Genomic DNA, 24,851 nt, shown 5'->3' with positions numbered 1-24,851 from the left:
TGCGGCGAGCGGCCAGCACGATGGGGTGGTCCCCGAAGAACACCCCGACAGGAGAGTCGTCTCGTGACCACCACCCAGACCTTCCACCGCGCCACCGCGGTGGCCGCCCGCGCCATGGATCTGTCCAAGGTCTACGGACAGGGCGAGACCCAGGTGGTCGCGCTCGACCGCGTCACCGTGGACTTCCGGCAGGGCGAATTCACCGCGATCATGGGCCCGTCGGGCTCCGGCAAGTCCACGCTGATGCACTGCGTCGCCGGGCTGGACAGCTTCAGCTCCGGCTCCGTACGGATCGGCGAGACCGAGCTGGGGTCGCTCAAGGACAAGCAGCTCACGCAGCTGCGCCGGGACAAGATCGGGTTCATCTTCCAGGCGTTCAACCTGCTGCCGACCCTGACGGCACTCGAGAACATCACGCTGCCGATGGACATCGCGGGCCGCAAGCCGGACAAGCAGTGGCTGCAGCAGGTCATCGACCTGATCGGGCTGTCCGCGCGGCTCGGCCACCGGCCGGCCCAGCTGTCCGGCGGTCAGCAGCAGCGCGTCGCCGTCGCCCGCGCCCTCGCCTCGCGGCCCGAGATCATCTTCGGTGACGAGCCGACCGGAAACCTCGACTCGCGCTCCGGCGCGGAGGTACTGGGCTTCCTGCGCAACTCCGTTCGGGAGCTGGGACAGACCGTCGTCATGGTGACGCACGACCCGGTGGCCGCGTCGTACGCGGATCGCGTCGTCTTCCTCGCGGACGGCCGGATCGTGGACGAGATGCTCGCCCCGACCGCCGACGGCGTGCTCGACCGGATGAAGGCCTTCGACGCCAAGGGCCGGACCAGCTGATCCGCACCTCCACCCAAGACTTCCGGCCCTCACCTCAGGACTGACACCCACCATGTTCCGTACCGCCTTGCGCAATGTGCTCGCGCACAAGGCCAGGCTGCTGATGACCGTGCTCGCCGTGATGCTCGGCGTGGCGTTCGTCTCCGGCACCCTGGTCTTCGCCGACACGCTCTCCAACTCCTTCCGCAACCAGTCGGCGAAGAGCTACGACAACGTCGCCGTCGCCGTCACCTCGTACGCCGACGAGGACGACCCCCAGCAGGAACCCGGCATATCCCAGAAGACCCTCGACAAGCTCGGCAAGCTGGAAGGCGTCGCCGGCGCCCAGGGCCGCGTCAGCGGCTTCGCCGGCGTCGCCGGCCCCGACGGGAAGCTGATCGGTGTCGGCTGGTCCAACAAGGGCTCCAACTTCGCCCCCGGCAAGGACGGCAAGGACCCCGCCTACACCTTCACCGACGGCTCGGGCCCGGTGAAGGACGATCAGATCGCCCTGGACAAGGACTCCGCGGACAAGGGCAAGTACCAGGTCGGCGACCGGGTGCGGGTCGCGACCAACGGACCGGTGAAGGAGTACACCCTCAGCGGTGTCTTCACCACCCAGGACGGCGCCGTGAACGCCGGCGGCAGCCTCGTCCTCTTCGACACCGAGGTCGCCCAGAAGCAGTACCTCAAGCCGGGCTTCTTCAGTGAGGCCACCGTCACCGCCGCCCCCGGCGGCGACGACGCGAAGATCCTGGAAGACGTCAAGCCGCTGCTGCCGGACGCCGCAGAGGCCAAGGCCGGGGAGAAGCTCGCCCAGGAACAGGCGGAGCAGATCGAAGAGGGCCTTGGCGCCCTGAAGAAGGTGCTGCTCGGCTTCGCCGCCATCGCGCTGTTCGTCGGCGTCTTCCTGATCTCCAACACCTTCACCATGCTGGTCGCCCAGCGCACCAAGGAGATCGCGCTGATGCGCGCCGTCGGCGCCTCCCGCAAGCAGATCACCCGCTCGGTGCTGCTGGAGGCCGCCGTGGTCGGTCTCTTCGCCTCCGCGGTCGGTTTCCTGATCGGCATCGGCCTGGCAGTCGGACTGCGCTCCGGGATGGCCGCTTTCGACATGAAGATCCCGGCCGGACCGCTGGTCATCGGGGCGAGCCCGGTGATCGCCGCGCTCTCCGTCGGTGTACTGATCACGATGCTCGCCGCCTGGCTGCCCGGCCGCCGGGCCGCCAAGATCCCGCCGGTGGCGGCGATGAGCAGCGTCCACGCCGCGGCCACCACCAAGTCCCTGGTGCTGCGCAACTCCATCGGAACGGCCTTCGCCGCGCCCGGCACGGCCCTCATCCTGTGGGGCGCGTCGGCCGGGGGCGACACCGGCCAGATGCTCATCGCCGGGGGCGCGTTCCTCGCCCTGATCGGTGTGATCGTCCTGATCCCGCTGCTGTCCCGACCCGTCATCGCGCTCGTACGGCCGCTGCTCGTCGGTGCCTTCGGGGTGTCGGGCAAACTGGCCGGCCAGAACGCGGTCCGCAACCCGCGCCGCACCGGCGCCACCGCCTCGGCGCTGGCGATCGGGCTCACCCTGGTGACCGGTCTGACGGTGATCGGTGTCACGGTCGGCCAGGCCATCGACAAGACGACCACGGACAACATCAAGGCCGACTACATGGTCACGATGGCCAGTGGCGGGGGCCTGGACAAGTCCGCGCTGAGCGCGCTGGAGAAGGCCCCGGGCGTCTCGGCGGTCTCGCCCCAGCAGTCCGTCTACTTCCAGGTCAAGGACGACTACCTGTCGGCCTCTGCGGTCACGCCCGGCGACATCGAGAAGGTCCTCGACGTCAAGGTCGTGAACGGCAGCCTGGGTACGCTCGCCAAGGGCGAGATCGCGGTCGCCGAGGAGACGGCCAAGAGCAAGGGCTGGAAGGTCGGCGACAGCGTCCCGTTCACCTTCAACGACAAGAAGAAGAGCACGCTGAAGGTCGGCGCGGTCTACAAGGGCAGCGAGTTCCTCTCCGAGGTCCTCCTGGACACGAAGCTCGCCAACCCGCACGAGGTCAAGCCGTTCCTCCCGCAGATCTTCGTGAAGATGGACGGCGGTGAGTCCGCGGCGAATGAGAAGGCCCTGATCGACGCGCTGGGCGCCAACCCCGCGATCAAGGTGATGGACCGGCAGGACATCCGCGACGAGTTCGGCGGCATGATCAACACCCTGCTGAACATCCTGTACGGGCTGCTGGCGATGGCGCTGATCATCGCCGTGCTGGGTGTGGTCAACACGCTCGCGATGTCCGTCTTCGAACGCCAGCAGGAGATCGGCATGCTGCGCGCGATCGGTCTGGACCGCCGCCGGGTCAAGCGCATGGTCCGCCTGGAGGCCGTGGTCATCTCGCTCTTCGGCGCGGCGGTCGGCATCGTCCTCGGCTCGTTCCTCGGCTGGGCGGTCGGCGAGACGATCGCGGACAACATCCCGGGCTACGCCCTGGTGCTGCCCTGGGCCCGGATCGGGATCTTCCTGGCGCTCGCCGGACTGGTCGGTGTGCTCGCCTCGCTGTGGCCGGCCCGCAGCGCCGCGAGGCTGAACATGCTGAACGCCATCAAGGCCGAGTAGCCCGCCCCCACGGGTACGAGGGCCGGGTCTCCCGCACGGGAGGCCCGGCCCTCGCGCATGCGGTCAGCGCGGCGGGGACTCGGTCCACTCACGCGCCCGCAGCGGAAGTCCGGAGGCGCCGCCCTCCGGGGTCTTCACCGCCAGGATCTGGTTGACGCCGATCCGGTTCCGCTCGAAGGACACGGCGGACGCGGCCATGTACAGCCGCCAGATCCGGGCGCGGCCCGGCGACGTCCGCCGTACCGCGTCCTTCCACGCGGACTCCAGATTGGCCACCCAGGCGCGCAGGGTGCGGGCGTAGTGCTCGCGGATCGACTCGACGTCCCTGGCCTCGAAACCGGCCTCCTCCAGGATCGACAGGGTCGCGCCGACCGGCGCCAGCTCCCCGTCCGGGAAGACATAGGCGTCGATGAAGTCGTCCACGCGATAGGCCGTCTCGTCCTTCTCTGGGCGACGGGCGATCTGGTGGTTGAGCAGCCGGCCGCCGGGCCTCAGAAGGCCGTACAGGACGTCGGCGTACTCCCGGTAGCGGGCCGAGCCGACGTGCTCGGCCATGCCGATCGACGAAATCGCGTCGTACGGTCCGTCCTTGACGTCCCGGTAGTCCTGGACGCGGATCTCGACCCGGTCGGTCAGCCCCTCCTCAGCGATGCGCTTGCGGGCGTACGCGGCCTGCTCGCGGGAGAGCGTGATGCCGGTGACGCGGGCGCCGTACTCCCTGGCCGCGTGGATCGCCATCGAGCCCCAGCCGCAGCCCACGTCCAGCAGCCGGTCGCCCTCGTCGAGCGCCAGCTTGCGGCAGATCAGGTCCAGCTTGTCGCGCTGGGCGTCCTCCAGGCTTCCCCCGTCCGCCCAGTAGGCGCACGAATAGACCATGGAGGGCCCGAGCACCAGCTCGTAGAAGTCGTTGCCCACGTCGTAGTGGTGACTGATCGCCTGCCGGTCCCGGAAGCGGGTGTGCAGCGGGCCGCGGCGTCTGCGGACCTCCTCGGCGGGCGGGGCCAGCGGCAGCCACGCGCGCGGTCCTGACAGCTCGAGCAGGTCCCGGGCCGCGGCGCGCAGCCGTGGGTCGAGAAGAGCCTGCGCCCGTCCGGCTGCCGAGGACCGCGCTTCGCCGTCCTCGGGGGGCGGGCGGTCCCAGATCAGTCCGGCGAGCCGGTCGAGGGCCTCGTACAGATCTCCCTCGACGTCGATCTCCCCGGCCACCCAGCCCCGGACCAGGCCGAGTTCGCCGGGCTTCCAGAGCAGTCTGCGCAGGGCGCGCCGGTGCCGGACGACGAGGACGGGGGCATCGGGAGCCCCTGCTTCGCTTCCGTCCCAGGCGCGGATGCGGACCGGAGGCGGCGCCCCCAGCAGATTCCCGGCGAGAGTGGTGAGCCGCGAAGCGGCATCGGCCATGGCGCACACCTCCGTGATGACGGTTTCCGGAAATGCCCAACACCACGTAAACACCCTCGGCGCGGCGATGCAGTCCCCTTAGCGCGCAAATGGACGGCAAAACAGCTTCCTTCGCCGCCTTCCGGCCCAGGGGTGTCCTTCGGACCGGGCCGGATCGGCGAGCGGGGTCCGGCGCGTGCAGGTGCGGGGAACAGGAGGGAGCCACTGCGCTCGGGGGCACCTCCCAGCGCCCGACGGGCTACGGGGGGACATCCGCGACCGGACGGCGACGCAGCCGGGGGCACCCCCCAGGCGAAGCTGCGGGGAGCGCGTGCCAGAGCACACGAGCCCGGCAAGATCCGAGAGAACCCCCTAACGGGGTATGCCGAAGGGGCCGTCCGCACCACGGATGGCGGACGGCCCCTTCGGGACGTTCTGACGCTCAGGCGGTCAGGAGGCCTTGGCCTTCTCCGGAGCGGCCTTGGCCGCCGCCGGGGCCGGCTTGGCGGCCTCGTAGAACTCCTCGCGCGGCGTCTCCATCGCACCGAGCGAGACGACCTCGCGCTTGAGGAACATCGCGAGCGTCCAGTCGGCGAAGACACGGATCTTGCGGTTCCAGGTCGGCATCGCCATGCCGTGGTAGCCACGGTGCATGTACCAGGCCAGCCGGCCCTTGAGCTTGATCTTCACCTTGCCCATGACGATCATCGCGACGCCCTTGTGCATGCCCAGACCGGCGACCGCACCCTTGTTGGCGTGCTCGTAGGTCTTCTGCGGGAAGCCGCGCATCCCGGAGATGACGTTGTCGCCGAGGACCCTGGCCTGGCGCAGCGCGTGCTGGGCGTTCGGCGGGCACCAGGCGTTCTCGACGCCGGCCTTGCGGGACGCGACGTCCGGCACCTGGGCGTTGTCGCCCGCGGCCCAGATGTAGTCCGTGCCCTGCACCTGGAGCTTCTCGTTGCAGTCCACGTGGCCGCGCGGGCCGAGCGGCAGACCGTAGCGGGTGAGCGCCGGGTTCGGCTTCACGCCGGCGGTCCACACGATGGTGTTGGAGTCGACCTCGAGGCCGTTCTTCAGCACCACGTGGCCGTCGACGCAGGAGTCCATGGAGGTGTTGAGGTAGATCTCGATACCCCGGCCCTCGAGGTGCTCCTTGCCGTACTTGCCGAGCTTCGGGCCGACCTCGGGGAGGATCTTGTCGGCGGCGTCGACGAGGACGAACCGCATGTCCTCGCGCTTGATGCTCTTGTAGTACTTGACCGCGTCGCGGGCCAGGTCCTCGACCTCGCCTATGGTCTCCGCGCCGGCGAAGCCGCCGCCCACGAAGACGAAGGTCAGCGCCTTGCGGCGGACATCCTCGTCGGTCGTCGAGTCGGCCTTGTCGAGCTGCTCGAGGACATGGTTGCGCAGGCCGATGGCCTCCTCGATGCCCTTCATACCGATGCCCTGCTCGGCGAGGCCGGGGATCGGGAAGGTGCGGGAGACCGCGCCGAGCGCGACGACCAGGTGGTCGAACGGCAGCTCGTAGGCCTCGCCCACGAGCGGCGCGACCGTGGCGACCTTGCGGTCCTGGTCGATGGTGGTGACCCGACCGGTGAGTACCTCGGCCTTGGGCAGCACGCGTCGCAGCGGGACGACGACGTGCCGGGGCGAGATGCTGCCGGCGGCGGCTTCGGGGAGGAAGGGCTGGTAGGTCATGTACGACCGCGGGTCGACGACCGTGACGGTCGCCTCCCCGTACCGCATCTTCTTCAGAATGCGACGAGCTGCGTACAGGCCTACGTACCCACCGCCTACTACGAGGATCCTGGGACGCTCCGTGGTGCTCATGCCATCGAGTATCCACCCCCCTGGTGGGGGTCGCTCGTGAGCCCCTTCACAAGCATCTGCGGACCCTCTGCTACACTCCGCCGCCCACGTGACCGAGGTCATGGCGGGGGCAGGGAACCCCGGTGTAACGGGGAGCGTTGAGAAGGCCCTCTGAGCTGGCCCCACTCCCCCATCCGGAAGGTGAACCAGCACCCTGCTTCATGTGTACGTAACGCGGCGGGCACATGCCCCGCAGCGCGCGGGCAGGCCGAGTTGGGCAAAAAAGAGGCCCGGAGGGCCGTCGAGGGGCACTTTCGACGGCCGACAGGGCCCTTTTCCTTGTGAAGAACTTCACGAACTTTCTCGCGGCAGCCCGGCCGACGGGCCGGACCGAGCGCCGGTCAGGCGAGGGACCAGGCGATTCCGTCCAGAATGTCGTGTTCGCTGACCACGACCTCCTCGATGCCCGTGCGGTCCATGATCTCCAGCAGGACCAGCGCCCCGGCGGCGATCACGTCCACCCGGCCGGGGTGGATCACGGGGTTGGCGGCGCGCTCCTCGTGCGTGGAGGAGAGCAGTCCCCGGGTCACCTCCGCGACCTGTCCGCGGGAGATGCGCGAGTGGTGGATGGCCGAGGAGTCGTACTCCTCGAGGCCCAGCGCGATCGCGGCGACGGTGGTCACGGAGCCGGCCAGGCCGACGAGGGTCCGAGCCTCGCGGATCGGGACCGTCTCCTCCGCGAGGTCGAGCGCCGCGGCGATGTCGGCGCGGAGGGCGGCGACCTCGGCGGGGGCCGGCGGATCGCTCTTGATGTGCCGCTCGGTCAGCCGTACGCAGCCGATGTCGACGGAGCGGGCGGCCTCGACATGGCCGTGGCCGATGACGAACTCGGTGGAGCCGCCCCCGATGTCCACGACCAGGCGCTCCTCGTGCCCCGGGAGCTCCTTGGTGGCGCCGGTGAAGGAGAACTCCGCCTCCTGGTCGCCGCTGATCACCTCGGGCTCGACGCCCAGGATGTCGAGCACCCCACGGACGAACTCGTCGCGGTTCTCGGCGTCACGCGAAGCGGAGGTCGCCACGAAGCGGACCTTCTGCGCACCGTGCGCCGTGATGGCCTCTGCGTACTCGCGGCAGGCGGCGAAGGTGCGCTCCAGCGCCTCGGGGGCGAGGCGGCCGGTGCGGTCCACGCCCTGGCCGAGGCGGACGATGGTCATCCGGCGGTCCAGCTCCGTGAGGTCGCCGGTGGCGCTCCCACCGGGGGCGCTGTCGGGCCCGGTCACGTCGGCGACGAGCAGCCGGATGGAGTTGGTGCCGCAGTCGACGGCGGCGACGCGGCTCACTCGTCCTCCTCCGTGGCAGGCGTCACGCAGGGACCCTTCGCCCACCACTCCGGCAGCATCGCGATCGCCTCGTCGCCGAGCGGGTTCACGCCCGGGCCCGCGGCCAGGGAGTGACCGACCAGGACATGGAGGCACTTCACCCGGTCCGGCATGCCGCCCGCGCTCGGGAAGCCCTTCAGCTCCTCGATCGCGTCGCGCCGCGCGATGTAGTCCTCGTGCGCCGCACGGTAGGCCGCGGCGAGCTCGGGATCGGTCCCCAGGCGCTCCGTCATCTCCTTCATGACGCCGTTCGCCTCCAGCGTGCCGATCGCCGAAGCCGCGCGGGGGCAGGTCAGGTAGTAGAGCGTCGGGAACGGCGTACCGTCCTCCAGCCGCGGGGCCGTCTCGACCACGTCCGGGTTGCCGCACGGGCAGCGGTGGGCGATCGCGCGCAGACCGCGCGGCGGGCGGCCGAGCTGGTCCCGGAACGCGGCGATGTCCGCCTCGGTGGGCGGCGTGTGCTCGGTCGTCGGAGGGGGCGTGTCCATGGATATGTATGTCTCTTCGTTCGTGTTCGTGGCTTCGCTAGCGGCCCGCGTCGGCGTGGTCGACGCCGTCCCAGACGTTCGAGTACCAGGGGCGGCCGACGCCGCCCTCCTCGCTGCGGGACTGCTCACCGGCCTTGGGACCGACCATGGTGTAGGCGGTCTCGCCCGGCCGGACCATGTGCAGGTGCTCACGGGCCAGCCGCATGACGTACGCGTCGTCCTGGAGGCGCGCCTTCTCGTCACGCAGGCGCTCCACGCGCGCACGAGCGGCTTCGGCGAGCCGCCTCTGCTCGGCGACGTCGTTGCGCTGCGACACATACTGACGCGTCGGGTACGCGAGCGCGACGATCATCGAGCAGACCACCAGCGCGAGGAAGGCCGCCCGGCCGGTCAGCCTGGAGCGCCGGGCCTGGCGGCGCGTCTGCGAGCGGTAGACGCGGGCGGCGGTCTGCTCGCCGAGCAGCCGCAGTCTGGTCGCGGTCGAGAACCGGTCGCGGTCCTTGCCGGCCATGGTCCCGCCTCCCCTTTGTTACGCGCGTACGTCCCCGCACACGGTACGGGACCGGGTGCGGGGACGTACGGAGGCAGGTGTCAGCCCTTGAACCGCGGGAACGCAGAGCGGCCCGCGTAGACCGCCGCGTCGTCGAGGATCTCCTCGATGCGCAGCAGCTGGTTGTACTTGGCGACGCGCTCGGAGCGGGCCGGGGCACCGGTCTTGATCTGGCCGCAGTTGGTGGCGACGGCCAGGTCGGCGATCGTGACGTCCTCCGTCTCACCGGAGCGGTGGGACATCATGCACTTGAAGCCGTTGCGCTGGGCCAGCTCCACGGCGTCCAGGGTCTCGGTCAGCGAACCGATCTGGTTGACCTTGACCAGCAGGGCGTTCGCCGCACCGTCCTCGATGCCGCGGGCGAGGCGCTCGGGGTTGGTGACGAACAGGTCGTCGCCGACCAGCTGCACCTTGGCGCCGAGCCTGTCGGTGATGACCTTCCAGCCGGCCCAGTCGTCCTCGAACAGCGGGTCCTCGATGGAGACGAGCGGGTACGCGGAGACGAGCTCCTCGTAGTACTCGGTCATCTCGGCGGCGGAGCGCTCCTTGCCCTCGAAGACGTACTTGCCGTCCTTGTAGAACTCGGAGGCGGCGACGTCGAGCGCGAGGGCGATGTCCTTGCCGGGCGCGAAACCGGCCTGCCGGACGGCCTCGAGGATCAGGTCGAGGGCCTCGCGGTTGGAGTCCAGGTTCGGGGCGAAGCCGCCCTCGTCACCGAGACCCGTGGACAGACCGCGCTCCTTCAGGACCTTCTTGAGGGTGTGGTAGACCTCGGTGCCCCAGCGCAGCGCCTCGGAGAAGGACTCCGCGCCGATCGGGGCGATCATGAACTCCTGGATGTCCACATTGGAGTCGGCGTGCGAGCCGCCGTTCAGGATGTTCATCATCGGCACCGGCAGCAGGTGCGCGTTCGGGCCGCCCAGGTAGCGGAAGAGAGGGAGGTCGGCGGCCTCGGAAGCCGCGTGGGCGACGGCCAGGGACACACCGAGGATGGCGTTGGCACCGAGGGACGCCTTGTTGTCGGTGGCGTCCAGGTCGAACATCGCCTGGTCGATCAGACGCTGCTCGGTGGCGTCGTAACCGACGAGCTCCGGGCCGATCTGCTCGATGACGGCGAGTACCGCCTTCTCGACACCCTTGCCGTGGTAGCGGTTCGGGTCTCCGTCACGGAGCTCAATGGCCTCGAACGCACCGGTGGAGGCACCGGAGGGAACAGCAGCACGGCCGGTGCTGCCGTCGTCGAGGCCGACCTCGACCTCGACCGTGGGGTTGCCTCGGGAGTCCAGGATTTCCCGGGCTACGACGACGTCGATGGACGGCACGAGCATCTCCTTCTGGGATGTGACGCTAAATGTGACGCAAGCGGTGCAGGGCCGCTTCGGCCTTGCGGCATGAGCCTAACCGGCTCGGGGGCATCAGCCGGCCGGTGCCCGCCCCGTGGGACGAAAAAGGGAATCAAACAGACAGAAACCCCGGCCCGGCGCGTACGGGGGAAGGCGCGCCAGGCCGGGGGGCTGAGGGGGACGGGGGTGCGTCGTCCGGTGGTCCGCCGGGTCCACCGGACGACGTGATCCCCCGGGGACCACGAAGGTCCCCGGTCCGGGGCGGGGAGTCCCCGGTGTCGGGGGCCCCGGAGCAGGGTGGGTCAGCTCAGGTGGAGGAGCTGGCCGGGGTGGATGACGTCCGCGTCGTCGAGGATGTCCTTGTTCAGGTCGAAGAGCTTCTTCCAGCCGCCTTCGACCTTCTTCGCCTCGGCGATCTTGCTGAGGGTGTCGCCGGCCTTGACCTTGTACTCCCCGTCGCCCTTCTTGACCGGGGCGGCCGGGCGCTCGGAGCGGGTGGTCGGGGCCTCGGCGCGCTTCGGGGCCGGGGCGGGGGTCTCGGCCTTGGGGGCGGCGGGCTTCGGGGCGGCCTCGGCGGCGCCACCGGTGAACGGGGCGTTGGACAGGCCCACGCCACAGTGCGGCCATGCGCCCTTGCCCTGGCCGGCGAGGACCTTCTCGGCGACCTGGATCTGCTGGGCCTTGGTGGCCTGGTCCGCGCTGCCGGCGTATGCCGTGCCGCCGTACGCGGCCCAGGTGGAGGCCGAGAACTGCAGGCCGCCGTAGAACCCGTTGCCGGTGTTGATGGACCAGTTGCCGCCCGACTCGCACTGGGCGACGGCGTCCCACTCGGAGGCGGTCGCGGCGGACGCGGTGCCGGAGGCCATGAGCGGCGCGGCGATGGCGGCACCGGTGACACCGGCGAAGGTGGCGATACGGGCGGTCCGCCCGAGGGCGGTCTGGCGGCGGTGCTTGCCCTTGCCTGAAAGCAGCATGAAGTATCCCCTCACCGACGCCTACGAGGTGAGCTGTCGGGTTCGGGCCAAGTGAGTTGCCCGGCCGCGCAGACCATGCGCGCGGCTCCACCCCAAGCCGTGCCCTCCCTCAACGGGCGGGTACGGCACTTACCTTGGGTCCCCCGCTCCTGCCTACGGCGCATGATGCGTCGACTGTTCCCTGCGACCGACGGCAGGATTCGGCGTGACGGTCGACGGGGCCCGCGATGGCGAGCGTTCAGACCGTAAACACACGTCTCCCCGATGTTCAAAGACGAACATCGGGGAGAAAACGCCCATACCCGTCACGGACGGATGTCCGTTTTCGCAGGTGAGAGGCGGGATGGCCCTACTTGGCGGGCATGAGGCGCCAGTTGACCGGAAGAGACCCATGTCTCACTTGCACAGAAACGGACATAAGCGCCCTAACTACTTCTTCAACTGCTCCTGATCCAGGCCCAGATCGAGGCTCTGGCCAGGGAGGATGAGGTCGGCGTCAGAACCGACGACATCCTCGTTCGCCTCATAGAGCGCGGGCCAGCCGCCGGGGACCTCGTTGGCGTCCGCGATCGCCCAGAGGTTGTCGCCGGGCCGGACGGTGTACTCACCCGGCGTTGCGGCGACGTCTCGTGCCGATCCGTCACCTCGTGAGGCATGGCGCCCGGAATCACGCTCACTGTCAGAACTGCCCGAATTGCCCGGCTCGTCCTCATCGGTGGCCGCGGTACCGCGGTGCTTGCCGGCACCGGAGTCGGCGCCCTCGGCGGGATCGGCGCCCTCGGCGGACTCGGGCGCGCTCGGCTCCTGCCGCGAGCCGGCGGGCTCGGACGTCTCGGGCGACGCCGAGGAGTCCGTGGAAGGCTTCGACGACTCCGGCGAGGCGGAGGCCGAGGGGTCCGTCACGACGGAGTCCCTGCCGTCACCGAACGACGGCGGGTCGACCTCCTCCTGGACGCCGAGCGTCACACCCGGATCGACCTGGGCCTTGGCCCCGCCGGTCGTGAGCCCCGTGATCGCGGCGCAGCTCGCCCATGCGGAAGGACCCTGGGCGGCGAGGACCTTCTCCGCGACGGCGATCTGCTGCGAGCGGCTGGCGAGGTCGGGGCGCGGCGCGTAGGTCGTGCCGCCGAACTCGTCCCACTGCTCCTGCGACAGTTGCAGCCCGCCGTAGTAGCCGTTGTCGAGGTCGGCACTCCACATGCCGCCGCTCTCGCAGTCCGCGACCCGGTCCCATGTGGTGGTGTCGGCGGCCGAAGCGGAACCCGCGCCGAGCAGCGGGATCGCGATGGCCGACCCGGTCACGCCTGCCGCGACGATGAGGGCGGGAGCCTGACGGGGGCGGCGGTGTCGACCGTTCCCGGAGAGCATGCGGTGGCCTTTCGTGTGACGACAGGGGACCGAAGGGTCCCGAGTTGACGGTGAACGTAGCCGCATTCGAACGCGCATCACAAGTCGATGCAGCGGAGATCACGTGAAAGTCACGTTACTGACGCGTCGTCAGTTTTCTTGAGGAGTGAACTCAACGGGCAGAGTGCGCAATCCGCGCATAATGAGCCCCCCACGCCACCGCAAATCGGAAGGATCCGTCGCAAGTCGCAAGTCGGGCAAGCGGGTCAGCAGAGTCGCGAGCGCGGTCTGTCCCTCCAGCCGCGCCAGCGGCGCACCGAGGCAGTAGTGGATGCCGTGCCCGTACCCGAGATGCGGATTGTCCCGGCGGGCGAGATCGAGGACGTCCGCGTCGGGGAACCGCTCCGGGTCCCTGTCGGCAGCGGCGAGTACGACGAGGACGGGGTCGCCGGCGGCGATGTCCTGCCCGCCGAGGGTGAGCGGCTCCGTGGCGAAGCGCCACGTGGCCAGCTCCACCGGCCCGTCGAAGCGGAGGAGTTCCTCGACGCCGGTGGCAAGCAGTTCTGTTTCGCCGGCGGCGACGGAGGACTGGAGGCGGGCGCGCTGCTCCGGGTGGCGCAGCAGCGCGTACACACCGTTCCCGATGAGATTGACGGTCGTCTCGAAACCGGCGAAGAGGAGGATGAAGGCCATGGCGGCCGCCTCGTTCTCGGTGAGGTGCTCGCCGTGGTCGGACGCCTTGATGAGTCCCGAGATGAGGTCGTCACCCGGAGCCTCGCGCTTGCGGTGGATCAGCTCCGCGAGATAGCCCCGCATCTTCTTCACCGAGCGCGCCACACCGCCACGGGGTCCGCCGCCGTGACGGATCATCATTCCGGCCCAGTCACGGAAGTCGTCCTGGTCCTCGGGCGGGACGCCGAGCATGTCGCAGATGGCGTAGATGGGGAGCGGGAACGCGAACTCATGGATGAGGTCCGCGCTCCCCTTCTCGGCGAAGCCGTCGATGAGCCGGTCCGTCAGTTCCTGCACGCGCGGGGCGAACTCGGCGACCCGGCGAGGGGTGAAGGCCTTGGAGACGAGTCGGCGCAGCCGGGTGTGGTCGGGCGGGTCGATGTTGAGCAGATGCGTCATCAGCTCCGCCTTGCGTTCCCCCGGGATCCCGGTCTTGCCCTTCGCGTGCGCCGGCTCGTCGTGATGCGCCGGGTTCTTGCTGAGCCGCTGGTCCGCGAGGGCCTGCCGCGCGTCGCCGTACCGGGTCACCAGCCAGGCCTCGACCCCACTGGGAAGCCGGGTCCGGTGCACGGGCGCGTGATCGCGCAGCCAGGCGTAGGCGGGGTACGGGTCGGTGGCGAACTCCCAGGTGAAGAGCTCGGGGGCGTCTGGGACGCCGGACGGCTGGTCGTGCATGGGTCGACGGTAGCGCCCGCCGCACCGGCTCACTCGTTCGGCGGACGGCTACGCATTCCCCCTGGGTAGGCTGACCGTACGCGCCATACTCCGTCGCATGGGAGCGCTGATGAGTGCCGCAGCCGAAGACCGGAGGGACGACCAGGACGGCCGGGAGGAGCAGTACGTGTTCCCGGTCCCGCCCCCCGGTGGGTGGACGGCGGACGACCTCGACCGGATCGAGGGTCTCCCGCCGCACACCGAGCTGATCGACGGGGGACTGTTCTTCGTGAGCCCGCAGACCTTCTTCCACATGGCCGCGCTGCGCCTGCTGGAGAACGCCCTGGTGCAGGAAGTACCGGGCCACCTCTACGTCATCCGCGAGATGACCACCAAGCTGGGCGAGCGCGACCGGCCGGAGCCCGACCTCATGGTCGTGCGGCAGAGCGCCCTCAGCGGGTCGACGCAGACCTGGTACGAGCCGGCCGACATCCTGCTCGCCGTCGAGGTCGTCTCCGACGAATCCGTCCAGCGGGACCGCGAGCTCAAGCCCCGCAAGTACGCAGCCGCCGGGATCCGGCACTTCTGGCGGGTGGAGAAGAACGACGGCCTGCCCGTGGTGTACGTCTACGAGCTCGACCCGGCCACGAACACCTACGCCGTCACCGGCATCCACCACAACCGGCTCAAGGTCGACGTCCCGTACCCGATCGAGATCGACCTCACCGCTGTGGACCGGAGGCGAGGAGCCCGGGACTGACGGGCCCGCTCGTCAGTCGCCGTTCGCCGCCGTCTCCGCCGCGCGGATCGCGTCGCGGTAGGTGCGGGCCGCGGCGCGCAGGGCGGCCTCCGGGTCGTGGCCCTCGGCCTCCGCCCGTACGGCCATGGCCAGCAGCTCGTACCCGATGCCGTCGCCCGCGGGCATCGACACGTCCAGCCCGGCCGTCCGCACCCGGCTCGCCAGTTTCGCGGCCAGAGCGAGACCGGGCTGGCCGAGCGGGACGCCGTCCGTCAGCGAGTCGCGCTGCTTCTCGACGGCCTTCGTGCGCAGCCAGTGCGCCTTGACGTCCTCAGGGGTCTCGGCGTGCTCGTCCCCGAAGACGTGCGGATGGCGGTGGATGAGCTTGTCGACGATCGTCCCCGCGACGTCGTCGATCGAGAACGGCTCTTCGGCGTCCTCCTGCGCGATGCGTGCGTGGAAGACCACCTGCAGCAGTACGTCGCCGAGTTCCTCGCGCAGCTCGTCACGGTCGCCGTCCTCGATGGCCTCGACGAGTTCGTACGCCTCCTCGATGCCGTACTTGGCGAGGCCCTTGTGGGTCTGCTGCGAGGACCACGGGCACTCACGGCGGATGCGGTCCATGACCTGGACGAGGTCGAGAAGACGCGCGCCCGGCAGATCGTAGGAGCCCGGAAGCAGCTCGAGATCCGGCATCTGCACCCTGCCCGACCCGGCCATGCGGGCCAGGCCGTCGGTGAGCGCCCGGTCGCCCTCGCCGACGGCGAGGACGACGACGGTACGGCCTGCGGCAGTGGCGTCGACGAGCTCCTGCGCGGTGGGCGCGGCGATCTCCACGCCGACGCCCGCCTCCCTCAGATACGGCAGCTGCGGATGGCCGTCGTCCGCGCACAGCACACGGTCGGCGGCCCGGAGCGTCTGCCACGCGGGCCAGGACAGCAGACCGGGTGCGACACGGTGGCTGGCGGTGAGCAGCACGATACGGCCGGGCTCGACGGGGGCTTCAGCGTTCACCCCTCGACCTTACGTCGGCCGGTCCGTCCCTCAGGCCCCGGCCTGGACCGCCTCCGGCTCCCTGGAAACCTGGGTGATCCAGGGGGCCTTGTACTCGCCCAGCTGGATCTTCGTGTCGTCCCAGGCGCCGTAGCGGGGGTTCACGTCGATGTCGAGCGCCTTGGACGCCGCGGTGAGGGCGGTGCCGACCTTCTGCTGGCCCTGCGGTGTGCCGAGGTCGGCGTCGAGCGCCTTGGCCAGCTTGGTCAGCAGGACCTCCTCCCGGACGGCCTGGTCGATCTGGTCCGGTGCGAGTCCGCGCTGCTGCAGCAGCATCGCTGCGAGCTGCTTCTCACCCCCGGACTGCTGGACGGCGGCGGCCCGGGCGTCCTGGGTCTCCTTGCGGGAGACGGTGACCCCTGCCTCGCTCGCGGCCTTCTCGAGAACCAGGTCGAAGATCATGCCGTGCAGCTTGGCCCGGCTCAGCTGCCCGGTGTTCTCGATCAGCTGCGCCGATCCGGGTGCCGTCTCCTGGGCCGCCCGCACGTCCTGCACCTGCGACTGGAGCGTGGCCACCTCGATGCGGTCCCCGCCCACGACGGCTGCCGCCCCCGGATGCGCTTCGTTGCCGCAGGCGGCGAGCAGGGGGGCCGCAGCGACGAGCGCGGCTGACAGGGCGAGCGCGGTGCGACGGCGGCGGTGCAAAGGGGCCTCCCGGCGTGCGGCGGTTGCGGTGATCGATGGTAGGCAGTCGGCGTGGCTCAGGGCCACTACTTCGAAGCCACTGATTCGGTCAACGATTCGCGAGGCGCTTGGGGCACGAGGGCACGGCATGGCCATGCCTGATCGCCGAGGGCGGGGGCATCCGTACGGGGGAAGGGAGGACCACCGTCATGAGATCCGGCAAAGCTGTGCCGTGGTGGGTGAAGGCTGCGGGCGGCGCCGCCCTCGTGGTCGTACTGCTGCTGGCGGGCCTGCGCTTCAGCCTGCTGCCCTCGCTCGAGGACGTACTCGGCGAGGAGACCCACGACCGCTCGGGACCCGCGCTGCTCGAATCCATCCAGGACATCAGCCGCTACGAGGCTGCCACGGGCAACTTCCAGGTCGTCGTGGACCTGGAGAAGGACACCAAGTACCTCCCGGACGCGTTGCGGGGCACCAGGACGCTGTACGTCGGCGCCGGGACCGTCGACGCGTACGTCGACATGGGAACCCTGGACAAGGAGGACGTCACGGTCGACAAGGACCGCACCAGCGCCACGATCCGCCTCCCGCATGCCGCCCTCGGCAGGCCGGCTCTCGACCCCGAGCGCTCCTACGCCGTCTCCAAGCAGCGCGGTCTGCTGGACCGGCTGGGCGACTTCTTCTCCGACAATCCGGGCAGTGAGCAGGCCGTCCAGCGACTGGCGGTGCAGCACATCGAGACCGCCGCCAGGAGCAGCCGGCTGACCGCTCAGGCCGAGCAGAACACCACGAGGATGCTGCAGGGCCTGCTGCGCTCACTCGGTTTCAAGGAGGTCCGGATCAGCTACGGCGGCTGAGCTGCCCCATCACGGCCTCATCGACGGACACCGGCTTCGGGGACCGGCCCCTCGCCGGCCGGCACCTGTCGGGCCGGTCCCCGTCGGGGCCGGGCCGGCTCCGGGCGGAGCATGATCGTGCGGGAGACGACGAAAGTGATCGGGATGGCCGCGGCCGCGGCGACGAGGGGTGACCAGCGGTCGCTGAATCCGCCCACGTCGACCAGCAGATAGACCCCGCCGGTGGTGATGACGAAGTTCGCGGCGTTGGTGAGCGGGAAGAGCAGGAACTTCCGCCAGGTCGGCCGCGTGCGGTAGGTGAAGTACGAGTTCATGAAGAACGAGCCCGTCATGCTGAGCGCGAAGGCGATGACGTGCGCGGCGATGTACGGCAGTCGGGTCAGCAGCGCCAGGTAGCAGCCGTAGTACGTGCCGGTGTTGACGACGCCGACCAGCGCGAAGCGGAACATCTGCCACTGGACCGTCATCGGCGTACGAGCTCTCCCTGCTCTTCTCCCCGGCCCGCCCGGTCACGCTGACGCGGAAGGCCGGCGTTGGTCTCCGCCACCAGATAGTGCGGGCGGCGCTTCACCTCGTAATAGATACGGCCGACGTACTCACCGACCACGCCCAGCATCACCATCTGGACACCGGCGAGCGCGACCACCGTCACCAGAAGTGTGACATAGCCGGGCGTGTCAACCCCGTCGACGAGCGCGACACCGACGATCCAGGTGGCATACGCCATGGCCACGGAGAGCAGAAGAAGTCCGAGATAGACGGCTGCCCGCAGTGGCTTGTTGTTGAAGGAGAGCAGCCCGTCGAGGCCGTAATTGAGCAGCTTGCCGAAGCTCCACTTGGACCGGCCCTGCTCGCGTACCGCATTCTCGTACTCGAACGTCGTGGTGCGGAATCCCACCCAGGCGAAGAGGCCCTTGGAGAATCGGTTGTACTCGCTCAGTCCGAGGATCGCGTCCACGGTGCGGCGCGACAGCAGCCGGAAGTCACCCACGCCGTCGACGAGTTCCACGTCCACCAGCCGGTTGATCAGCCAGTAGTAGGCGCGCGCGGTGACGGTACGGGTGACCCGGTCACCCTTGCGCGTGCGCCGCGCTATGACCTGGTCGAATCCCTCCTCGTGGAGGCGGAGCATCCGGTGCACCAGCTCGGGCGGGTGCTGGAGATCGGCATCCATGATGACCACCGCGTCGCCGCCGGCGTGCTGGAGTCCGGCCAGCATCGCGGCCTCCTTGCCGAAGTTCCGGCTGAAGGAGACATAGCGGGTACGGGAGTCGGCCGCGGCGATCTCCTCGAGGAGTCCGAGCGTACGGTCACGACTTCCGTCGTCCACATAGACCAGTTCGAATTCCTGGCCCAGCAGCGCGAGTTCCTTGGTCACATGCTCATGGAAGCGGTTGATGATCTCCTCTTCGTTGAAGCACGGGACAACAATCGAGATCAGCACGGAAGAACAACAACGGACCCGTATGTCCGGTGCGGATTGGGCACATGGCGCACAGGCGACCATTGCGTGAACTGGCCCCACGGGCGATCGAATTCACATCCGGTCCTGGCATATTCGATGAATCATGCCGACTCTGGACCTGAAGCGGGACGAGACTTCCCGCGGGCCTACGACCGCAAACGCCGGGCGGGCGCCCTCCCGGCGCGCCTCCTCGCTGCGCGCCGCCGCCCTGGCCGCACTCGTCACCACCGTGACTGTGTGCGCCGGGGACGCGGTCGCCCGCAGCTTCCCCTTCGGCCCGAAGACGCGCAGTGTCAACGACCTGGGCAATCAGTTCGTACCGTTCCACGCCCATCTGTGGGACCTGCTGCACGGGCGCGCCCACGGCGGGCTGCTGCTCAACTGGCAGTCCGGGTACGGCACCGCATTCCTCCCCGACCTCGGGACGTACCTGGGCAGCCCGTTCTCGCTGATCGTCGGGCTCTTCCCACGCGAGGACATCGACCTCGCCGTGTACGTGATCACCGTGCTGAAGATGGCGGCGGCCGCGGCGGCCATGACCCGGCTGCTGCTGACCCTGCACCGCGGCACCGGCCGCTCGTGGGCGGCGGCGGTCCTCGGGGCCTCGTACGGGCTCTGCGGCTGGTCGGTCATCGAGGCCTCGTACAACACGATGTGGCTCGACGGGCTGATCGCCTTCCCGCTGCTCTGCCTGGTCGGCGAGTGGGCACGCGCCGGGCGGCGTCCCGTCCTCGGCCCGGTGCTCGTGGCGCTGGCCTGGACCGCGAACTTCTACACCGTCTACATGGCGACGCTCGGCGCCGCTCTCGTACTGGTGCTGCGGCTCCTCCTGGACGAGCGGACCGGAGCGCGGGACCGGGTACGCGTCCTTGTCCGCGCCGCCGCCACCACGCTGCTCGGGATCGGCCTCGCCGCGCCGGTGCTGCTGCCCGTCTTCCTGGGCGCGAAGCACGCATACCCCGGCTGGAGCCGGGAGTTCGAACCCTCAGGCTGGTCGGACGTGCTCGCCAGGACGCTTCCGGCGACGTACAGCTTCTCCACCCCGGCCATGTTCCTCGGCACGGGCACCCTCCTGCTCGCCTGCGCGCTCCTCTTCCACCGGGGAGTGCCACGGCGCGAGCGCCGGTGGTGGACGGCTCTCGCCGTGCTGGTCGCCCTGTCGATGCACTGGGGGCCCACCCATCTGACCTGGCACATCTTCGCCACGCCCAACGGCAGCCCGTACCGTCAGACCTTCGTCCTCGCCGGAATCATGGTCATCGCGGCCTGGGTGTGCGTCGCGCACACCTGGCCGGACCGGCGAGCGCTGCTCGCCGGCACCGGGATCCTGGCGGTCGTGGGGCTGGGCGCGGCGGCCAGCGACCTGGTGACCGGCTGGACGTACCCGCTGTTCCTGGCCGGGCTCGCCGGCGCGGGCACCGCCCTGGTGCTGGCGAAGCGGCAGCGTCACGTCGTGGTCGCCGCGCTCCTCCTCGCCGGTTCGCTGGCCGGGCAGGCGGCCGCGACCACCGCGTACGCCGACCGGCAGCGGCTCGGACGCCTCGACGACTATCCGGCCTGGAGCAGGGACCACGGCGAGCGGGCCGGCGCGGTGGCGCGGGCCGACGGCTGGCCCCGTTACCGGACCGACCCGGGGCGGGAGCAGATCACCGGCAACGATCCGCTGCTGCTGGGCGGCGAGGGCGGCGGCTACTACAGCAGCCACACACCCGATGTGCTCACCCGCACCATGGCGGCGCTCGGCGCGGGGTGGACCTCGCGGGGACGCAATCTGCAGAGTCTGGACAACCCGGTCACGGACGCGATCTTCTCGGTGGGCGCCCGGATCCACTCGGCGCGGGGCACGGAGCCGCGAGGCACGGAGCCGCGGGTGACCAGGGCGGCCGAGGTGCTGCCGCTGGTGACCGTACGGCCGCGAGGCCCGGAGCTCGGCTACGGCGACTCGCCTTTGCACAACCAGGAGCGGCTGCTCGGCGCCCGGGTGTACGGCGAGCCCGTCAACGGCGTCTGCCCGGCCGGTACAGACGTCTTCCTGTGGGCGCCCGACCACACCGGTACCGTGCGCCTCGGCGACGGCGAGCCCGTCCAGATGCGCGGTGGACTGCCCAAGCGCCGCGCGCCGTTGACCCCGCTCGGCACGTCGAAGGGGGCGCGATCGGTGATCGTCTTCGGCAAGGACGGCCCGCCCCGCCACTGGAGCGCAGGCTGCCTCGACCGGGGCAGGCTCGCCACCGCCGTGGCCGCGCTGAAGGCCACGGGGGCGGTGTCCGTCGACGTCCGGGACAGCGGCGTACGGGCCGAACTGCCGCCGGGATCGACCGGAACGGCCGTTCTCGCCGCGCCGCGCATCGCGGGCTGGAGCTGCAACGGCAGGCCGGCGGAGCAGCACCTCGGTCTGGTCGCCGTCCCGCTCGACGGCGGGACGACCGTCGTCGACTGCTCCTTCCGGCCGCCGGGGCTGCGGGCCGGTACGGCGATCGGCGGGGCGGCGGCGCTGCTGCTGGTCCTGTCGGCGGTCCTGCCCGCGTCACGGGCGCGTTCCCGAACATGTGCGCGTCGGCGGAAGGCCACCAAGACTTCACCCGTACAGAACCCTTTGGTGGCCCCGGGAGCATGAAGCGCGGCGTACGCTCCCGGCCATGCCCTCCCTCCTGAGCAACCGGCTGGCGAAGCGGGTGCTGCGCCCCGCGTTCACGCTGGTCGAGCAACGCCTGGAGCGCGCCACGAACGCCCTCCAGGCCGATCTCGACGCCCTCCACCACGAAGTGGCCGACCTGCGGCGGCAGAGCTACGGGCTCGGGCTGCTGCTGGACCACGCCGGGCGGGACGCGCACCGGATGCCCACCGCCACGCAGTTGGACACGCTGGTGCGAGAGGTGTGCACGGCGACGGGGGCCTCCGCTGATCACGCCCGTCGCGATCTGACGGTCGCGTACCGCACGGTGGTGGCGCTGGAGGCGCTCGGAGTCGGCCGGATCGCGGGCTCCACGTCCGATGTGTGCGGCAAGCTGGCGACCGTTCCGCTGCTGGCCCCGCCGAACGAGGACGTACTGGAGATCGGCACCCGGCACGGGCTCTTCGCGACCGCGCTGCTGCGCATGCTGCACCGCGCGGGCTCCGAGCCTCGGCTGACGATCGTCGACCCGCTCGCGGGTACCGAACCGCTGGTGCGCGAGGACGTCGTACGGGCCAACCTGGCACTGTGCGGCAGCCGGTCGGGTGCGCAGGCCCGCATCCAGCAGGGCGCGTCCGGCGAACCGGAGATCCGCAGCGCCGTCGCCGACCGCCGCTACGGAGTGATCGTCATCGCCGGCGACCCCTCCGTGCGGACGGTCCTCGCCGATCTGGAGTGGGCGGAGGAGCTCGCCACCGAGGGCACGGTCGTGGCGCTCGACGGCCACGCCGACGACACCCGCCCGGGCGTGAGCGAGGCTCTGGCGAAGCACCTCGCGAACGGCTCGCGGCTCAAGCTCGCCGGTCAGGTCGCCGGTACGGCGTTCCTGCGCGCGACCTGACCGGCCCCGCGCGGCCTGGCCACGGCCACACGGCCGCGCCGGGCCTAGGAAGGCCGCAGTCCGCGGGGCCGAAGCCCGGCCCGGGGCCTCAGCGGGGTCCGAGGCTTCGGTGGGGTCCGGGGGCGCAGCCAGGTCCCAGGGGCGCAGCCAGGTCCCAGGGGCGCAGCCAGGTCCCAGGGGCGCAGCCAGGTCCCAGGGGCGCAGCCAGCTCCCGGGGCCTCAGCGGAGTCCGGGGCACAGCCCGGCCCAGAGCCGAAGCCCGGTCCCGGGGCCTCAGCACGGCCCGGGGACGTAGCCAGGCCCGGGTCGGGGCGAACTACCCCGGCCGGAACTGGCGCTGGCGGTCCAGTGAGCGCCGGAGCTCGATCGCCCGGGGGTGGCCCGGGCCGTACATACGCTCCGTGTCGAAGAGCAGGTTCTGCAGCTGCTGATGGCCCGCCGTGTGGTCGCCCATCGCGAGCAGCAGATCCCCGATGCGGTGCCGGATGTCGAACGCCCGGGACCGGTCGGCGCCGGTCGAGTGAAGGTTTTCGTAGAACGGCAGCAGCGACCGGTACTCGGCGAGCGCCGCCGTCGTTTCGCCCAGTTGCTCCAGGCACTGCGCGGCGTCGTAGCGGAACTGGAGGGTCGCTGGATCTGCCATGCCCGCCTCGGCCGCCCGGTCGTCGGCGAGCCTGCGCAGCTCCGGCAGGGCGCGGCGGTACTGGCCGTCGTCCATCAGCGTCGTCGCGTACTGCTTGCGCAGGATTCTGACGACCGGTGAGTGCTCACCGTGCTCGGCCGCCGCGGCCGGGAGGATGCCGCCGAGGATGTCCACGGCCCTGGTGATGCTGCCTTCGCCGAGGAGGCGCTTGACCTCGTCGACGGCCGCGGCGACGTCCGGACGGTCCACGACGTCCGGCGCGGGCGCCTGATGCGGGATGGGCGGCGGCGGGGCGCCACGGTCCGGCCAGGGGGCGTGCGGGCGCAGGAAGGGGCGCGTCGGGTCGAGCGGGCCGCCTGCGGCACCGCGTCCGGAAACGCCCCCGGCCATGCCGCGTCCTGGCAGCAGCGGGGCCAGTTGCTCGTACACCTCCTGGGCTCCGGACGGGCGGTGCTGCGGGTCCTTGGACAGCAGCCTCAGCACGACCGCCTCGAGCTCGGCGGGCACCTCGGGACGCAGCTGCCGCACGGGAAGCGGCGGCTCGTACAGATGACGGTGCAGCACACCGAGCGCGGTGGAACCCACGAACGGCACGTTCCCGCTCAGCAGTTCGTGCAGCAGCACGCCGAGCGCGTACAGATCGGTGTACGGGCCGACGGCACCGCCCATCGCCTGCTCGGGTGCCATGTAGGCGGGGCTGCCGATCGGGGAGCCGGTGTGCGTGAGACGGGTGGTGTCGGTGTCCAGCACGGAGGCCACGCCGAGGTCGAGCACGGTGACCGTGCCGTCGGGCTTCACCATCACGTTCCGCGGCTTGAGGTCGCGGTGGACGATCGGTACGGCGTGCACTGCGCCGAGCACCGCGCACAGCTGGGCCGCGATCGACACCGCCCACTCCCACGGATACGGGTCGTGCTCGGCCAGATGGTCCGCGAGGTCCGCGCCCTCGACGTACTGCATGACGAGATACAGATCGTCCCCGTCGCTGCCCGCGTCATGGACGGTGACCAGACCGGGGTGCGAGACCTGGGCGGTGACCCTGCACTCACGGACGAAACGGCGGCGCATCTCGTCCGCCGCGGTCGCTGCGGCCATCATGTCGGGGCGGAGCAGCTTCACGGCGACACGGCGGTCGAGCCGCTGGTCGTAGCCGGTCCAGACCTGGCCCATACCGCCCTGACCGATGATGGTGGAGAGTTCGTAACGGCCGGCGATGACCCGTCCGTTCACCGGCCGCCCTCCCGCTGGTCCTTGTCCCTGCGGAGGATGTCGCTGAGCTCGTCGAGCTCGGCGCGGACCTGGTCGATACGGGCGGGGTTCGGCTGCCGGTCGGCGGCCGGCTGGGGCGCCGGCGGGGTGTACTGCTGCTGCACGGGCTGCGCGTACGGGTTCTGGACGGGCGGACCCGGTACGGGCGTCGACGGCGCGGGCGGCGTCTGTACGGGCGCCTGGGCCACCTGCGGGTAGCCGTAACCCGTCATCTGCGTCTGCGTCTGCGGCGGGATGTAGCCGGGCGACAGCGGGACCGACTGCTCGAAGTGGCGGATCTCCGCCACGAGGTAGTACGTCGTGACTCCCACCGTGGCGAGGAGCAGCCAGATGACCAGTGTGAAGCCGACGGGGTCGCTCATCTCCTGGGTCTGGTCGTCCGGGACCATGGTTCCCGCGAACACGAGGATGCCCACGGTGGACGCGATCACGGCCCCGAACAGTCCCCAGTGCAGGCGCCTGCGGGTGAGGAGCCCGAGCCGGAGCATCGGGGCCCAGCCGAGGAAACCGCAGCTGAGCATCGTCAGCGCCACGAGGACCACGCGCAGGACGACCTGCCCGCCGTTTGCGCGGCGGGTCGGAGGTGGCGGCGCGTAGCCATGGCCGTGCATTGCT

Annotated in this window: 21 protein-coding genes and 1 riboswitch; of the genes, 6 read left to right on the top strand and 15 right to left on the bottom strand. The window is 70.5% G+C overall.

Annotated features, from left to right (window positions below; all coding sequences use genetic code 11):
- Positions 1 to 114 precede the first annotated feature (114 nt).
- Together ACFU5O_RS29800 and ACFU5O_RS29795 are read left to right on the top strand one after the other, a co-directional pair.
- Complete coding sequence (locus tag ACFU5O_RS29800; RefSeq protein WP_384245319.1) at positions 115 to 834, top strand: ABC transporter ATP-binding protein; 720 nt, start codon at positions 115 to 117, stop codon at positions 832 to 834.
- A gap of 52 nt (positions 835 to 886) precedes the next feature.
- The gene (locus ACFU5O_RS29795) at positions 887 to 3,418 is read left to right on the top strand and encodes an ABC transporter permease (RefSeq protein ID WP_384245220.1); all 2,532 of its coding nucleotides are present in this window, start codon (positions 887 to 889) and stop codon (positions 3,416 to 3,418) included.
- A 63-nt stretch (positions 3,419 to 3,481) separates the two neighbouring features.
- Here ACFU5O_RS29795 and ACFU5O_RS29790 read toward each other — a convergent pair whose 3' ends face one another.
- From ACFU5O_RS29790 to ACFU5O_RS29750, 9 genes are all read right to left on the bottom strand, one after another.
- Positions 3,482 to 4,816, bottom strand: a complete 1,335-nt coding sequence (locus ACFU5O_RS29790) for a class I SAM-dependent methyltransferase (protein ID WP_384245219.1) — start codon at positions 4,814 to 4,816, stop codon at positions 3,482 to 3,484.
- Between the two features lie 429 nt (positions 4,817 to 5,245).
- Entirely contained in the window at positions 5,246 to 6,625 is a 1,380-nt protein-coding gene (locus tag ACFU5O_RS29785; protein ID WP_384245218.1) for an NAD(P)/FAD-dependent oxidoreductase, read from the bottom strand.
- Positions 6,626 to 7,005: 380 nt separating this feature from the next.
- Positions 7,006 to 7,944, bottom strand: coding sequence for an exopolyphosphatase (locus ACFU5O_RS29780; protein WP_384245217.1), 939 nt, complete (start codon positions 7,942 to 7,944; stop codon positions 7,006 to 7,008).
- Positions 7,941 to 8,471, bottom strand: a complete 531-nt coding sequence (locus tag ACFU5O_RS29775) for a DUF501 domain-containing protein (RefSeq protein ID WP_384245216.1) — start codon at positions 8,469 to 8,471, stop codon at positions 7,941 to 7,943. Before ACFU5O_RS29775 ends, ACFU5O_RS29780 begins: the two co-directional genes overlap by 4 nt.
- A 37-nt stretch (positions 8,472 to 8,508) precedes the next feature.
- Positions 8,509 to 8,982 carry a septum formation initiator family protein gene (locus tag ACFU5O_RS29770; RefSeq protein WP_384245215.1) on the bottom strand — a complete coding sequence of 158 codons (474 nt, stop codon included), beginning with the start codon at positions 8,980 to 8,982 and terminating at the stop codon, positions 8,509 to 8,511.
- An 80-nt stretch (positions 8,983 to 9,062) separates the two neighbouring features.
- Positions 9,063 to 10,349: a phosphopyruvate hydratase gene (gene eno / locus ACFU5O_RS29765; protein WP_384245214.1), complete on the bottom strand. Its 1,287-nt coding sequence runs from the start codon at positions 10,347 to 10,349 to the stop codon at positions 9,063 to 9,065.
- A gap of 317 nt (positions 10,350 to 10,666) precedes the next feature.
- Positions 10,667 to 11,338: a transglycosylase family protein gene (locus ACFU5O_RS29760; RefSeq protein ID WP_384245213.1), complete on the bottom strand. Its 672-nt coding sequence runs from the start codon at positions 11,336 to 11,338 to the stop codon at positions 10,667 to 10,669.
- Between the two features lie 3 nt (positions 11,339 to 11,341).
- Positions 11,342 to 11,509, bottom strand: a riboswitch (cyclic di-AMP (ydaO/yuaA leader).
- 258 nt (positions 11,510 to 11,767) lie between these two features.
- Positions 11,768 to 12,706: a transglycosylase family protein gene (locus ACFU5O_RS29755; protein WP_384245212.1), complete on the bottom strand. Its 939-nt coding sequence runs from the start codon at positions 12,704 to 12,706 to the stop codon at positions 11,768 to 11,770.
- Between the two features lie 129 nt (positions 12,707 to 12,835).
- A complete protein-coding gene (locus ACFU5O_RS29750) occupies positions 12,836 to 14,092 on the bottom strand; it encodes a cytochrome P450 (RefSeq protein WP_384245211.1) in 1,257 nt (418 codons plus the stop codon).
- Between the two features lie 109 nt (positions 14,093 to 14,201).
- Here ACFU5O_RS29750 and ACFU5O_RS29745 point away from each other — a divergent pair, with 109 nt between their 5' ends.
- Positions 14,202 to 14,831 (top strand): Uma2 family endonuclease, encoded by a 630-nt coding sequence (locus ACFU5O_RS29745; RefSeq protein WP_384245210.1) that lies wholly within the window; start codon positions 14,202 to 14,204, stop codon positions 14,829 to 14,831.
- 12 nt (positions 14,832 to 14,843) lie between these two features.
- On the opposite strand, the gene ACFU5O_RS29740 is transcribed toward ACFU5O_RS29745, so the two are convergent.
- Entirely contained in the window at positions 14,844 to 15,824 is a 981-nt protein-coding gene (locus ACFU5O_RS29740) for a nucleoside triphosphate pyrophosphohydrolase (RefSeq protein ID WP_384245209.1), read from the bottom strand.
- Positions 15,825 to 15,854: 30 nt separating this feature from the next.
- Positions 15,855 to 16,508, bottom strand: coding sequence for a SurA N-terminal domain-containing protein (locus ACFU5O_RS29735; RefSeq protein ID WP_384245207.1), 654 nt, complete (start codon positions 16,506 to 16,508; stop codon positions 15,855 to 15,857).
- A 188-nt stretch (positions 16,509 to 16,696) separates the two neighbouring features.
- Between ACFU5O_RS29735 and ACFU5O_RS29730 the strand changes: the two genes are divergently transcribed.
- A complete protein-coding gene (locus ACFU5O_RS29730; RefSeq protein ID WP_384245206.1) occupies positions 16,697 to 17,344 on the top strand; it encodes a DUF4230 domain-containing protein in 648 nt (215 codons plus the stop codon).
- A 17-nt stretch (positions 17,345 to 17,361) separates the two neighbouring features.
- Here ACFU5O_RS29730 and ACFU5O_RS29725 read toward each other — a convergent pair whose 3' ends face one another.
- Positions 17,362 to 17,811, bottom strand: coding sequence for a GtrA family protein (locus ACFU5O_RS29725; protein WP_384245204.1), 450 nt, complete (start codon positions 17,809 to 17,811; stop codon positions 17,362 to 17,364).
- Positions 17,808 to 18,788: a glycosyltransferase family 2 protein gene (locus ACFU5O_RS29720; RefSeq protein WP_384245203.1), complete on the bottom strand. Its 981-nt coding sequence runs from the start codon at positions 18,786 to 18,788 to the stop codon at positions 17,808 to 17,810. Before ACFU5O_RS29720 ends, ACFU5O_RS29725 begins: the two co-directional genes overlap by 4 nt.
- A gap of 124 nt (positions 18,789 to 18,912) precedes the next feature.
- Between ACFU5O_RS29720 and ACFU5O_RS29715 the strand changes: the two genes are divergently transcribed.
- Complete coding sequence (locus ACFU5O_RS29715) at positions 18,913 to 21,426, top strand: YfhO family protein (RefSeq protein WP_384245201.1); 2,514 nt, start codon at positions 18,913 to 18,915, stop codon at positions 21,424 to 21,426.
- A 22-nt stretch (positions 21,427 to 21,448) separates the two neighbouring features.
- Positions 21,449 to 22,324, top strand: coding sequence for a class I SAM-dependent methyltransferase (locus tag ACFU5O_RS29710; RefSeq protein ID WP_384245200.1), 876 nt, complete (start codon positions 21,449 to 21,451; stop codon positions 22,322 to 22,324).
- A gap of 316 nt (positions 22,325 to 22,640) precedes the next feature.
- Here the strand turns inward: ACFU5O_RS29710 and ACFU5O_RS29705 are convergent, their stop codons facing one another.
- Both ACFU5O_RS29705 and ACFU5O_RS29700 read right to left on the bottom strand, forming a co-directional pair.
- A complete protein-coding gene (locus ACFU5O_RS29705; protein WP_384245199.1) occupies positions 22,641 to 24,197 on the bottom strand; it encodes a protein kinase in 1,557 nt (518 codons plus the stop codon).
- Positions 24,194 to 24,847, bottom strand: a complete 654-nt coding sequence (locus tag ACFU5O_RS29700) for a hypothetical protein (RefSeq protein ID WP_384245197.1) — start codon at positions 24,845 to 24,847, stop codon at positions 24,194 to 24,196. Before ACFU5O_RS29700 ends, ACFU5O_RS29705 begins: the two co-directional genes overlap by 4 nt.
- Positions 24,848 to 24,851: the final 4 nt, after the last annotated feature.

This window comes from Streptomyces sp. NPDC057445, assembly GCF_042802855.1.
Classification (GTDB): Bacteria; Actinomycetota; Actinomycetes; order Streptomycetales; family Streptomycetaceae; genus Streptomyces.
This window is presented reverse-complemented; position numbering and strand designations above follow the sequence as displayed.

Excerpts from the sequence above, each read along its gene's own strand:
- ACFU5O_RS29800 (WP_384245319.1), top strand. The coding sequence starts at position 115 with ATGGATCTGTCCAAGGTCTACGGACAGGGCGAGACCCAGGTGGTCGCG.
- ACFU5O_RS29795 (WP_384245220.1), top strand. The coding sequence starts at position 887 with ATGTTCCGTACCGCCTTGCGCAATGTGCTCGCGCACAAGGCCAGGCTG.
- ACFU5O_RS29790 (WP_384245219.1), bottom strand. The coding sequence starts at position 4,816 with ATGGCCGATGCCGCTTCGCGGCTCACCACTCTCGCCGGGAATCTGCTG.
- ACFU5O_RS29785 (WP_384245218.1), bottom strand. The coding sequence starts at position 6,625 with ATGAGCACCACGGAGCGTCCCAGGATCCTCGTAGTAGGCGGTGGGTAC.
- ACFU5O_RS29775 (WP_384245216.1), bottom strand. The coding sequence starts at position 8,471 with ATGGACACGCCCCCTCCGACGACCGAGCACACGCCGCCCACCGAGGCG.
- ACFU5O_RS29770 (WP_384245215.1), bottom strand. The coding sequence starts at position 8,982 with ATGGCCGGCAAGGACCGCGACCGGTTCTCGACCGCGACCAGACTGCGG.
- eno (WP_384245214.1), bottom strand. The coding sequence starts at position 10,349 with ATGCTCGTGCCGTCCATCGACGTCGTCGTAGCCCGGGAAATCCTGGAC.
- ACFU5O_RS29760 (WP_384245213.1), bottom strand. The coding sequence starts at position 11,338 with ATGCTGCTTTCAGGCAAGGGCAAGCACCGCCGCCAGACCGCCCTCGGG.
- ACFU5O_RS29755 (WP_384245212.1), bottom strand. The coding sequence starts at position 12,706 with ATGCTCTCCGGGAACGGTCGACACCGCCGCCCCCGTCAGGCTCCCGCC.
- ACFU5O_RS29750 (WP_384245211.1), bottom strand. The coding sequence starts at position 14,092 with ATGCACGACCAGCCGTCCGGCGTCCCAGACGCCCCCGAGCTCTTCACC.
- ACFU5O_RS29745 (WP_384245210.1), top strand. The coding sequence starts at position 14,202 with ATGAGTGCCGCAGCCGAAGACCGGAGGGACGACCAGGACGGCCGGGAG.
- ACFU5O_RS29730 (WP_384245206.1), top strand. The coding sequence starts at position 16,697 with ATGAGATCCGGCAAAGCTGTGCCGTGGTGGGTGAAGGCTGCGGGCGGC.
- ACFU5O_RS29725 (WP_384245204.1), bottom strand. The coding sequence starts at position 17,811 with ATGACGGTCCAGTGGCAGATGTTCCGCTTCGCGCTGGTCGGCGTCGTC.
- ACFU5O_RS29715 (WP_384245201.1), top strand. The coding sequence starts at position 18,913 with ATGCCGACTCTGGACCTGAAGCGGGACGAGACTTCCCGCGGGCCTACG.
- ACFU5O_RS29710 (WP_384245200.1), top strand. The coding sequence starts at position 21,449 with ATGCCCTCCCTCCTGAGCAACCGGCTGGCGAAGCGGGTGCTGCGCCCC.
- ACFU5O_RS29700 (WP_384245197.1), bottom strand. The coding sequence starts at position 24,847 with ATGCACGGCCATGGCTACGCGCCGCCACCTCCGACCCGCCGCGCAAAC.